The following is a 12,263-nucleotide window of genomic DNA, read 5'->3' as shown; positions in this document are numbered from 1 at the left end:
CTAATCTAATGTACATAAAGGATGATAAATAATTGTAATGATTTGGGGTGTCGACATTCTAATTAATATGAAATGGGCAGCCCCATTTGGTCAGAAACTATATAATTCCCCAAATCCTTTAAAGGTAGTAACTGTATTCTTGCTATTTTCAATTGAAAATTTGATATAACAGTTAGTTGCTTTTAAAGTATCTCCAAAAATTTCAGCTTTGAAGCCAACTCCTTTTTTTTCTCCGTATACATCAGTGTATCCCCAAAGATTATCTCCAAAGAACTTAGTTTCAAATATTTCATATTTAATAAGAGGAATAATTTTATCTTTATGATCGTTATACTGTTGAAGATTTAGAGTTGTTCTATAGTCTTTGGTAGATAAGTCGAATTTTTTGCACAAAGAGGTGAATGTGCGTCCATCTACTCTCTCTGAAAAGCTCCAAGTGCATTTTGTGCTAGGCTGAGGTTCAGCTAGGGCTTGATTCTTTTGGATCATCAGATTGTCATCAGCGTGCTCTATTATTTCGTAACCCTTTTGCTCGTTGACTGGCTGTGTACTTATAATTACTTTCCAGTTTTCATTGATATTTTTCATGTTTATTGGTAGGTTTATTATTTCATTGTCTGGAAATTCTAGCTTCACACTATAATTATATTCCTTATCACTAACTCTTTGTTGATCAATGATTGTAAATGAAAGAGGTACTTCTGAAGGATTCTCCAGAGAAGATTTATACTCTTGTTGCTTCTCTTCTAAACTGTTATAACGATGGTCTTCAGTCAATCTACTAAGTCTCTCATAGTCTTGATTAACCGAGGCCTCAAGATACTCTCTCAATATAAATTCCGAAGCTTCACTATTTGAAGTAGACTCATTAGCAAAGATAGTGGTAGAAATTCCAAAGAAAAGAACACAAACAATACTAAATACTTTTAATCTTCGCATGCAAAAAATCGCCTCACAATTCTTTCGAATATGTTTGTTTTAACAACTCTATTGTTTGAGAGAGGAAGTTCAGTGTTTTTTTACTTGTATGGATATTGTAGCTATTCATATAAGCATAAAAATTGGATGCTCCAGTAATGAGTTGTTGAAGAAAATCACGTTCTTCTAAAATAAATTGAGATATAGTCTTTTCTACGTGCAATGGATCATATTTTAGAGTTACTTCTATCAACCTATTATCAATCTTTTTAAAGCATATCAACTTTGGATCGATACCGTATATTCCTTCACCATATTCAAATCCACTTTCAATATAAATTTTTAAGACTGACAAATAGCATCCCCACAAATCTAATCCCCACTGTTCAAATCCAATCAGTAGTTGGTGAGTATCTTGAACAATAACGGCAATATTAAGCTCATTACTCTTCATAGGAATTTCATCACTCTGGCCAACATATAAACTTTCAAAATGTTCAACTGCGACAAAAAGCTCTCGCAACTCTTCAGTCCCCATACAAGAATATACTTCTGGAAGTGATTGTTGCGGTGGAATAAGAAACGTTTGAATGGAAACCATAAGCCCTCCAAATATCGATCCTCTTAACGAAATATATTTATTAAAAATTATTTAGATTCAGCTACGTTCCAGCCCAAAGGATATAAAGTTACTACTTCATAGTCGCTACTAACAACAAGTCTATACTTTTTACCGTCATAAGTACCATCTACTGAAACGTTACCACTGTTGTTTGCGATTATTTTATTTTTATTGTTTTGGGTTTGATTTGCTACTACTGCAATAATACTTATAATATCTCTCATGCTGGTGGTGTCGTTGAAAAATGAATTATATTCTCTGTATCCTAGACCAGTCCAATATTTTGGATGATGTTTGCTTAAGATATGTTCTAATCCTCGGTCACTAGTACCGAATTTAAGTTCCACATATTCATTCGTGCCAATAAGCCAAAATTCCTCAATTAAAGAATTCCGAGTGACTAAGAAAGGAAGTTCATCTTTAAACTCATTTTCGATAGCATTCTCAACATAGGCCTCTGTAACTTTATTATATGTTTTAGTTGCTCCAAAGAGCAATTTAGCTGCCTCCATAACAATCCTAAAGATATTAGCTGGACGAACTTCACTCTGAGGTTGGACACTATTTGAACCTCTAGAGTTTTCTATTATCTCTAAAGTATCACTCTTTATTTTTTCAGTGAGCACTCTTTCAGTGTTGGGATTTGGATCAACTGCACCGTTAGCAAATGTTTGTGGAGTGGATACTGCGAACAAAGAAACACAAAGCAACAGTGATAAAATTTTATTTTTGATCAAGTTATTCTCCTCCTAAATATAATTTTATGAAATACTTACTGTTATTCCCTTTGGATATATTACCATTATTATTTAAATTGTAAATATACAATAAAATACATATATATTAATATATATGTATTTTTAATTTCCATGTAAAGTTACAATATAGTATTTAGAGAAAAAAAGTTCCGTTGAGCAGTTGCAAGTCAAAAGTGATCTTCACACTTATTTTCTTATGTTTTGAAGTAAGAGGCTATCCCAAATAAAATCAGAGCCTCGTTTCAATTAGAGCCTTATTTCCTGATTATCGGAATATAGGCTTCACACAAAAAAGATCCAGTCACCCAAAGTGACTGGACCCTCAATAACAAACTAAATCCCAAACTCAACAATACCCTTCTCCCTTAACTCAAACGGACCTGGTGTAACATCTGCATCCGGTCTTTTTGTGCCGATAAAGTCAGAATCTAAGCGATAGGGAGTGCTGTCGGGTTCCTCGTACTTCATATCGGCGTGATACGTTTTTCCGAGCAGGTCGGTAGTAATCACCATGGCAGAGGTACCTCGAAGCAATTCGGCCTCATTGATCTGAATCTGCACCTTACCTAGAGCAGGATCAATCTCAACGTTTATGCCCTTCTGTTTAGAGACCTTCCCATCGGATTCGTGAGTACTTGGAACCGCATGATTGAGATATACATTGCCACCCATAGCTACCGGGAGAACGGCATTGCCTATAAAGAAATCCTTCGCGGCATCGCCAAGCTCCATAAGCTCTTCTTTGGTGTATTCCCACCACTTCTTATCTTTCACATTCGGATGTTGATCGTAGCCACCAAGTCCCACAGCATGCAGATAACAAATGGAATCGTCCGGCACACCATCCATAACCGTCTTCCCGTTCTCTCCAACGGCATCCCTTGGTTTGAGGGGAAGATGTTCAAAAAAGGTGATTGGAACAGGTTCCTTATTGGCGTCGGCGTCATTATCACCCAAGAAGATATTGTTGTAATACCTGTCATCGCCCCCCGTGATATTGGAGTATCCCGCCATGGCTGTCTCATGAGGGAAGTGATATGGCGTAATCCGTGTGATTTCGGAACGAACGACAAATCGGCCTGCAAATAAATTATGGGCAAATGCCCCGCCCTGAGCCATATTTCTGAAATTCATAGGTGAGAGGAATAGATTGTGATCCACCATATATGGACCATGGCACACCTCAACGAAGAGGTCTTCTGAAATGTTGTCAAAAAATACATTGCGGCTGATCCGAGTGCCCTGTGCCTGCCAGTCAAGCCAAAGCGCTCGGTAACAACTGTACATTATATTTTCGCTAATTTGAGTATCCAGTGCAGCATGCAGTTTAATTCCCGCAACTTCAGCACCGTGTCTGAGCCGTTTATGATGAATATTATAAATCCGATTCTGGTAAATGTGGCTGAAGGCTGCTCCCATATGGCCCACAATACCGGCCTGTTCACAATCATGAACTACATTACCTCGAACGATGTGACTGCCGACGTGATCTTTATGCCAGCCGGAGCGTAATGCGCGTAAAATAACCTCCTGCTCCCGTTGTGTCCCGCCTTTACTACGCTTTTCCAAAGAGTCGGTGTGACCTGTACCCATTTCGGTACCCAGGCTAATACCAACGCATTTGGATTCACTGATTATATTATTTTCAATAACCCAGCCCTTGCTCCAGTGTGGTCCAACCAGACCTTCCTGGTAGTCTGTAGGTGGCGCCCATTGAGGCGAAGCTTGACGCAATATGAAGCCACTCACGGTGATATAGTTCAATCCTGGCTTCTCAGGCCAGAAGCAATAAGGACGTACATTAATTTCTACATTTTCTTTTCTAGGATCTTTTCCGCCAAAATTAGCCCAAATCTTCGTCGTCGTAGAATCGACCTCGGCATACCATTTCAACAGTGAATCCTCGGAATACCTGGCTTCGGGCCAAACCTCCGGATTGTGAACGCTTTCAACATTAGCACATTCATACAATGATTTGCCATCCAAATATACATCGCCGAGATGAACTGGGAAGGGCCCGTCGAACAACCAGTCTCCACTAAGCTCCACTTCAAAGGGATTACGAACGGAAAAGATGGAATTCAGCACTTCTGTGCTCCAAACGTCATTTCCTTCGGACTTCCAGTCGGTAATCCGCTCAGCTCCTGTAATGACGACTTCCCCGTCTCCTGCGGATCGATACACGATTCGATGCTCGGCTGTTCCTCCATTCGCTGGGTTAACCCATTCCCTGTATACTCCCGCATGAACAATAACTGTATCACCAGCCATGGCATGAGCCGCAGCGCGTGATATGGTACGAAGGGGTTGATCTGCTGTTCCTTTTCCCTGATCATTCCCATGTATGGATACATGATATTCCATAACAGCTCTCCTTCTATTTCAAAATGTTTGTTGGTTTCCACTATTATACTAGTAAATAAATGTATTGGGATATACAGGAAGATGGATGTTTTATGAACAGGTGTTCAGGTGACATTGATCTCGTGGGGATGACCCTGAAGAGATAAAGAAGCCACTCCATTTTTGAAGTGGCTTTTTACTTGGCTATTATTTTGAAATCTGCTATTCATACGGTGAACGGCAGCCATCTTATCTTCTACCTAGTGTCTCCCAAATACCATGGAGCCAGGAGTCGAACTCAGCATCTTTGTCGCCCTCGTAAGTATCATAGAGATCCAGACGTGTTTTTTGCAGTTTTTCCTTGAATTCCTCAAATGTGTGACCTTCGGGAAGGCTTTTTTTGATCCGTAGCAAAATTTTGTTCGTACCTTTAAACAGCTCGCCTTTGTTTTTGGCAGGCATTTGTACTTCTTCACCCAACTGTTTGAGCTTGAGATATGCGGCTTCGCGCACTTGGAACACTTGATCATTTTTCAAAACATTCTGCAGTAACTTAATGGTAGGTTCTGTGTCCCAGTTCCCCAATTCGTTCACCGCGTTCAGTCTGTCTCTCCAGCTTGAAGACCGATTAGCCGCTCGTTTGAGCTCTTCAAAGTTCTCTGGTAGTCCGTTAACTGCTCCACTATCATGGTTGTTCGTCAAGATTCAATCTCCTTAATCATCGCCATCTGGCAAATGATGAATGTTATTTATGTGATCCCTATTATAGCACGAACCTGACTAAACTACTCATACGAAGCCGATGGGTTAGCCTAAAACCATGTTCACCCAACTCATAAAGATGTACCAACCCATCTATTCTCCTTGGCCATCTTTTTCTCCTGAATAGAGTTTACCATGTACACCCAACCAATCAATCCGCATAAGACAAAACCAAACGCGTGTAGAGCTCCGTAAATAGGAATAAAGTCGAGTATGGTTAAGGAGTACATATTTTTCAGTAACGGATAGAAGATGGAGATGACAACAACCGTGTAAAAGGCTAGACAAGAAAGGCCTAGGAAGAAGGATGCCTTCATATTCAAAGCGTTTTTCCTTAAGTAAGCCAGGAGATAAGCCGTATAAACCACAATATTACAAGCGAACAAAGCGACACCAACGTACTCGATCGGTTTGGAGAAAATCATACCAAAAGCAATCAATAGCGGTCCGATAATATCGATGGCAACGACCCAGGGATACCAGTTTTTTTTCGCCATAATCCGTCCCAGTGCACCAATGAAAATCGGAACGATCGCAGATGAGAAATGAAAGTGAACCGAGCTCAAGGCATGCGTAGTAACATTGGCATTGAAAAGCTCCACTTGATATTGATATAACGTAAACCATATTCCCCCGATAAAAAAGTAAACGAGTCCCGCACCAATGGCGATTTCCGCTGCTTTTCCTTTAGCCATCACAATCGTGGTCAAGCCATAGATGCCCAGCAGTAGTGTGAACAGTAGCCAACCCAGGGAGAGCATGCCTGGTATTGCCGTGCCTTCGAAACCCCACATCTTATTGCTCATGACGGAAAATAGGGTAAGAAGCGCGGCAGGATATTGAAGCCACTTCATAAGAACAAACATTATTCGTTGCTGTTTATTCTGTGCATCATATCTCAAAAGTAAAATGACAAGAGGGACAATGACAAATGCCGCAAACAGTATGAACTTCTCAACAAGCTGGAATTGGAAGTAATCCAAATAAAATATAAGAATTGTCATGATTCCACCGGGAATTACAGGCATTAACAATGACTTCATTGGTTGCTTCGGAGAACGCTTCATGGCAGCTCCTTTCTAACTATATTTGTTGTATAAACGGCCTATATTCAGTTATGTAGCATTCATTAGAATAGACAGGCAATGCTCGTTTAAGTTTAACACATTTGATTTTCAAAATATTGTCTAGCATATAAAACGAGACCCTCTAGACAACATGGTCAACCTTACCACCACAAGTCACAGCAAGTATTCGAGCAATCCCGTGCAATTGGAAAAATGTTGTTCTTGGATTTCTTTCCCGATGTGCTGCTGTGTCTGAGATCATGGTATCTTATATTCGTCAAAAGAATTAAACGGTTCAACGAAAAGGGGAGATTCCCGTCGAACAGCAATTTTTGAATACAATCGCGACCGAATTTAAGAAAAACCAGAAGGTACTGAATGCCATCGGAGACGAGACTCGGCAGGCGATATTGATGGCTTTGATTCAAGGACCGCAGAAACCTGGCATGCGTGTGGGTGAGATTAGAGTGCAAACACACCTCTCCCGTCCTGCTGTATCGCATCATCTGAAAATATTGAAAGAAGCGCAGATTATTAGCGTTCACAAAGAAGGAACTCGTAACTTTTATCGGCTGGACGCCGGAAGCAAGCTGAAGTCGTTGAAAAACTTGGCGAGCGAGATTGATAAGCTATTTGAACAATGTGAGGAGCCAGCCACAGAATCACGATCCCGAACCAGTGAAAGGGACGATCTTCGATGAAACGTACAATGCAAGCAGCAAACGGAGTCGATATTCCGCAACTCGGATTCGGCCTATATAAGATCAAGCAGGGGGAATCTTTCGAAAAAACGGTTGAAGAGGCGATTCGAATCGGATACCGCCATTTTGATACAGCGAAAATTTACGGGAATGAAGTAGCGCTAGGCCGAGTCATTCAAAAAAGTGACATTCCTCGGGAAGATTTCTTTATTACCTCGAAAGCTTGGACAACGGATCTCGGATATCATGCGACGAAAAAGACATTTGAGCGAACTTGCCAAAGACTAAACGTAACGTATCTCGATATGTATTTAATTCATTTTGCCGGTGCCCATTATGTGGATGCCTGGAGAGCGATGGAAGAGTTATACGACGAAGGCCGGATCAAAGTCATAGGCGTAGCTAATTTTGAGATCAAGCATTTGGAGCATCTTAAGAAACATGCCCGGATTTTGCCCATGGTGAATCAGATCGAGACACACCCGGAATTCCAACAACGAGAGTTGCATGAGTATATGGTGAAAAATCAGATTCTGCACGAGGCCTGGGGCCCGTTAGGTCAGGGGAGCAAAGAACTGCTGGAGCACCCCGAACTGCTTACAATCGCTAATAAACACCGAAAATCGGTGGCACAAGTCATTTTGCGCTGGCATCTGGAGCGGGGAATTATTGCAATCCCGAAATCATCAAATCCTGAGCGGATAAAAGAGAACAGTGAATTATTTGATTTTGAGTTGAATGCTGAGGAGATGGAACACATTCGCTGCTTGGATACGGGAAAAAGATACTCCGTAAGCCCGACAGGTCTTATGGTCCATCCGATTTACATCAAATTAATGAAGCTATTCAGTAGACCGTAATCACTTATAACGAAAGAGCCATCCGACAAAGGATGGCTCTAATCGTACTGTTACAAACAACGCAGAGAAATGTACCACAAACACTAATAATATTGGAGCCGTAAGCTCCTAAAAGAAAAATATCTTACGTTTAGGGACAATGATTTCTAATGTAATGTACTCTTAACGAATTCTGAATCTAAAAAGTGCGGAGACAAATCCATGTAAAACTGCACCTAAGAAACAAAACAATAATACAACTAGCTTGTTGTCCATCTCATTGGTGAAAAAAATAATAATAAAAGCAAATGAAATACATATCGCCAAGGCATAAGTAATAGCTAAGCCTAAGTAGAATTGTACTCCTCTTGTTTGTATCTTTAATTTATCAAATACAACAGAACAAATGTATCCTAATACAAAATATAAAGGAAAGCTGTATAAGAAAAACAATAAGTAAGTGTCACTAAATGATGAATAGGACGAATTGGGAAGTCTTTTATCTAGCGGTACATAAGAGCAAAAGGCCAACAGTAAATTAAATAATAGAGCTGAAATTAGATTAATAAGTGCTCTTTTCATTTGTATATACCTCCTGATAACAAAACAAACTCTTCTCGACATTCTAATTCCAGAAGAGTTTGTTAAACAGTTTTTAGAAATTCGATTTAGACCATTTCTTGTTTGGCATAGGCGGAGCGAGGTAAGAAAGACCCTTGCTTTCAGCTTGGTGCATTGTTTGATAACTCACACTATTATTTCCTATTAAATAAACCTCATGATGGGGTGCCTGATCATGTTCTCCGGCAAGCTTATAATTTCCATTACTGTAGAACTCCCCATTTACAACATAATCGATATCTAGAGCCGTGACTAAGGGATTACCTACTGCATGATTTAATTTGAAAGTTATTTTAGAGCTATTGCTCGTATCAACATTACTTAATTCTATTCCAGAAGAAGATGCAGTACCGCTCTCTAAGAATTTTTTGTTTGAATCGTAACCATGTGTTGTTCCTACAGCCTTAGACAAAGATACGGAACGACCTGCAGAACAAAAACAAATGCTTATGTCCGCTCTTGTTCTAAAGCTACTTCCTGTGGCGGTAAATCCTCTATTGTCTCCTGTAAACCAAGCATATTTAGATAATATATTAGGATTGCTTACCCACGGATCTGCTAAAAAAGTTGTATATCTCATACTCCAAGATTTCGTTGAAGTTGAGCTTTGAAGTGTGGAAAAATCAATTTTATTCGTAGCCAGATTAATATCTGTTGAATCAATCTCTTTTATTAGACTGATTTCATCATAGAATAACATATCTTCTTCAATAGGAGTTAACTTAAGAGAATTCTCTTCAATATACTTTTTAACAGCAGTCATTCTTTCTTCATCAATAAGTTTCTTTCCTACTATGTTATAAGACGTCAAAGAATTCGATTCTATCTCATCTTCTATAACATTATCCTTTACTGTATTGATAAGTTGACCATTCTTGAAAACTTGAAATGTATTAATCCCATCAATATCTTCCCAAATAATTTTAACCTTATTGTCATTTAATACAGTTGTAATGATGAGATCATTCAAATTCTCATTGATATTTTTATCTACTTTATCTGTAGATGTTTGCAATCTTAAATTATCAATAACAGTTCCTTGTTCATCAATTGCCTCAATTTTATAGGAATAGAGGGAACCTGAGTCTAATGAATCTACTATGAAGTTACTATCTGAACCTGAATATATCAATTTCTTATCTTGATACACATTATATGTATTACCAATATCATTCCAATCAAGATGTATCTCATTACTGTAGGGTACGATTGATTCTATCTCTAGTTCATTAAGCCTTTCTGCATTAACCTCCGAGGTGAGTATAAATAGTGATAGTACCAAAGAAAACAAATATAGAAATCCTTTTCTCTTAAACATAAAATACCTCCTTTTTTTACAATATAATACACTTCATTTCTTTGCTTATCAACTTAATTTTGTTTAAATTTGAAATAATGGGAATAATAAAGTAAAATATTGGCGTTTAAGGGTGTAACTTAACTGTGTTGAGAATTAGAGATAGATTCATTTCGGATCGTAGTTAACGTGACTTCTTTCAGATAATTCATATAGTAGAATTACATTATTAATGGCTACTAGACGGAGTAAGTTAAGATAAAAAATGACTGTCCTAAACTTGTTTCTTCATAATAGCACTTAGAATCGTATCACAAGATACGACACAGCCAAACTTTGGTTTCGGCCTAGAAATACAAATCAATTGTACTTGACCTCAATCGGTGTTACGCTGAGAATCGACAACCTCAGGTTTATTCAAACTTACGTTCTGTAACAACCCCAAACAATAAATTACTATTCTAGATACCAAGAAAGGTAACACCATGATCAAAGCCCAAAACTTATCTTTTTCTTTTCCGCAGAAGGAACTTTATAAAGACATTTCATTTACACTCGAAGAGGGCCAACACTGCGCTTTTATTGGCACAAGCGGTAGTGGCAAGAGTACGTTGATTGAAATCTTGATGGACCCGGAAAGACATTTGTTCGAGGGGAAGCTGGAGATCGATCCGGATTGCACAATCGGGTATATGAGTCAGTTCTCACAGGTAGACCCAACGACAGAAATGACGGTTTTTGAATATATCGCAGAAGAATTTATCAAGCTTCAGGATGAGATCACAGCGATTTATGCGGAAATGGCCAACACATCGGATATGGATTCACTGATGGAAAAAGTGCAATTGGCTTTGGACGCACTGGAGGCCATGGGCGGAGATGATTATGAAAACACCATTCATAAACAGCTAAACCTGGCCAACCTCATGAAGCTGAAGGATGCAAGCATATCGTCCTTAAGCGGCGGGGAATTCAAGCTTATTCAAGTCATGAAGGAAATGCTCCACAGTCCGGATCTGATGATCATGGATGAGCCGGATGTATTTCTAGACTTTGAAAATCTCAATGCGTTAAAAAAATTGATTAATTCCCATAAAGGCATGTTACTCGTCGTTACGCATAACCGCTATCTGTTGAATCATTGCTTCAACAAAATCATTCACCTTGAGAACATGGAGCTTCAGGAGTTTGACGGACGATATATCGAGTATAATTTCTCCTTGCTTCAGACGAAGATTGAACTGCAGGAAATCGCAGTTGCTGAAGCGGAAGAGATCGAAAGATACGATGGTGTCATCGAAAATCTCAGAGCAATCGCAACGATTAATTCGGAAGCTTCCAGAGGAAGAGCGTTAAAAGCGAGAGTGAAATTTCAAGAACGTTTGGAAGCGCGCAGAATCAAAGCACCGTTTGTCGACATCAAGCAGCCGAATATTCGGTTTGGCCTGGATCATCAAGTGGAAGACAGCATCGCGATCAAGGTCAATAACTATAGTGTTTCCTTTGATGAACTGGTTCTGCAAGATGTGAACTTCGAGATCAAATCGACAGATAAAGTGGCCATCATCGGCCCCAATGGTACCGGAAAAACAACGTTGCTTCGGGATATTTTTAAAAACAATCAGCCATCCATCGAAATCAATGAGGATCTCAAATTGGCTTATTTATCACAGCTTCAAGGCGAAACGCTCAAAGATTCAAATACAATCCTACATGAATTCATTGATGCCGGGTTTGAAACGTATGATGAGATCAGAGCCTATCTTGTGAACTACGGCTTTGAAGGCGAAATCCTGGATCAAAAGATCGAATCACTGTCCGGCGGCGAAAAAAACATGCTTCAACTGGCTAAAGCTGCCGGGGTGCAAGCTGACCTGTTGCTTCTTGACGAACCGACAAGCCATCTGGATATCTATTCGCAGATTGCACTGGAGAGAGCCATCGAAGAATATCAAGGCGCGATCCTCATGGTTTCGCATGATTTCTATTCGGTCGTCAACGGTATGGATTATGTACTCATTATTGAGAATAAGACGATCAGAAAAATGAGCATGCGCAAATTCAGACAGATGATATACGCCAGTCATTTCGATAAAGACTATTTGCAAAATGAACAAAATAAAAAGGCTGTTGAAATGCAGATTGAATTGGCTTTGAAAAATACCGATTTTGAACGGGCAAAAGGCTTGGTCGATGAGCTGGAAGGCATTATCAAGCAACTATAATCATAGTAGTTGAGGACGGGTACAATTTTATTAATGAACGATGATTTAAAAATAGGGCTACACCCTGTAAATCCATGACCCTATGCGGTTGTGGATTTTTTGCTTTCTAA

Annotated in this window: 11 protein-coding genes; 3 read left to right on the top strand and 8 right to left on the bottom strand. The window is 39.3% G+C overall.

Annotation, left to right across the window (positions count from 1 at the left end):
- Window positions 1-90: 90 nt before the first annotated feature.
- The 6 genes from J2T16_RS16415 to J2T16_RS16390 all read right to left on the bottom strand — a co-directional run bounded on the left by J2T16_RS16415 (window position 91) and on the right by J2T16_RS16390 (window position 6,470).
- Entirely contained in the window at window positions 91-939 is an 849-nt protein-coding gene (locus J2T16_RS16415) for a hypothetical protein (RefSeq protein ID WP_154889689.1), read from the bottom strand.
- A 13-nt stretch (window positions 940-952) separates the two neighbouring features.
- A complete protein-coding gene (locus J2T16_RS16410) occupies window positions 953-1,519 on the bottom strand; it encodes a hypothetical protein (protein ID WP_154889691.1) in 567 nt (188 codons plus the stop codon).
- A gap of 47 nt (window positions 1,520-1,566) precedes the next feature.
- Entirely contained in the window at window positions 1,567-2,277 is a 711-nt protein-coding gene (locus J2T16_RS16405) for a hypothetical protein (protein WP_154889694.1), read from the bottom strand.
- 354 nt (window positions 2,278-2,631) lie between these two features.
- Window positions 2,632-4,662: a DUF1565 domain-containing protein gene (locus J2T16_RS16400; RefSeq protein WP_499018791.1), complete on the bottom strand. Its 2,031-nt coding sequence runs from the start codon at window positions 4,660-4,662 to the stop codon at window positions 2,632-2,634.
- Between the two features lie 228 nt (window positions 4,663-4,890).
- Window positions 4,891-5,343 carry a HEAT repeat domain-containing protein gene (locus tag J2T16_RS16395; RefSeq protein WP_154889698.1) on the bottom strand — a complete coding sequence of 151 codons (453 nt, stop codon included), beginning with the start codon at window positions 5,341-5,343 and terminating at the stop codon, window positions 4,891-4,893.
- A 131-nt stretch (window positions 5,344-5,474) separates the two neighbouring features.
- Window positions 5,475-6,470, bottom strand: a complete 996-nt coding sequence (locus J2T16_RS16390) for a YndJ family transporter (protein ID WP_499018790.1) — start codon at window positions 6,468-6,470, stop codon at window positions 5,475-5,477.
- 311 nt (window positions 6,471-6,781) lie between these two features.
- On the opposite strand from J2T16_RS16390, the gene J2T16_RS16385 reads away from it, so the two are divergent.
- The gene (locus J2T16_RS16385) at window positions 6,782-7,171 is read left to right on the top strand and encodes an ArsR/SmtB family transcription factor (RefSeq protein WP_499018810.1); all 390 of its coding nucleotides are present in this window, start codon (window positions 6,782-6,784) and stop codon (window positions 7,169-7,171) included.
- On the top strand, window positions 7,168-8,031 hold the full coding sequence (locus J2T16_RS16380) for an aldo/keto reductase (RefSeq protein WP_336121516.1): 864 nt from the start codon (window positions 7,168-7,170) through the stop codon (window positions 8,029-8,031). Before J2T16_RS16385 ends, J2T16_RS16380 begins: the two co-directional genes overlap by 4 nt.
- Before the next feature lie 162 nt (window positions 8,032-8,193).
- Here the strand turns inward: J2T16_RS16380 and J2T16_RS16375 are convergent, their stop codons facing one another.
- Window positions 8,194-8,592, bottom strand: a complete 399-nt coding sequence (locus J2T16_RS16375) for a hypothetical protein (RefSeq protein WP_154889704.1) — start codon at window positions 8,590-8,592, stop codon at window positions 8,194-8,196.
- Between the two features lie 73 nt (window positions 8,593-8,665).
- Window positions 8,666-9,949 (bottom strand): hypothetical protein, encoded by a 1,284-nt coding sequence (locus J2T16_RS16370; protein WP_154889706.1) that lies wholly within the window; start codon window positions 9,947-9,949, stop codon window positions 8,666-8,668.
- A 464-nt stretch (window positions 9,950-10,413) separates the two neighbouring features.
- Between J2T16_RS16370 and J2T16_RS16365 the strand changes: the two genes are divergently transcribed.
- Entirely contained in the window at window positions 10,414-12,153 is a 1,740-nt protein-coding gene (locus J2T16_RS16365) for an ABC-F family ATP-binding cassette domain-containing protein (protein ID WP_499018789.1), read from the top strand.
- Window positions 12,154-12,263 lie beyond the last annotated feature (110 nt).

This window comes from Paenibacillus intestini (genome assembly GCF_030803945.1).
Lineage (GTDB): Bacteria > Bacillota > Bacilli > Paenibacillales > Paenibacillaceae > Paenibacillus > Paenibacillus polysaccharolyticus.
The sequence above is the reverse complement of the archived record's forward strand: the minus strand, read 5'-3'. Positions and strand labels throughout refer to the sequence as shown.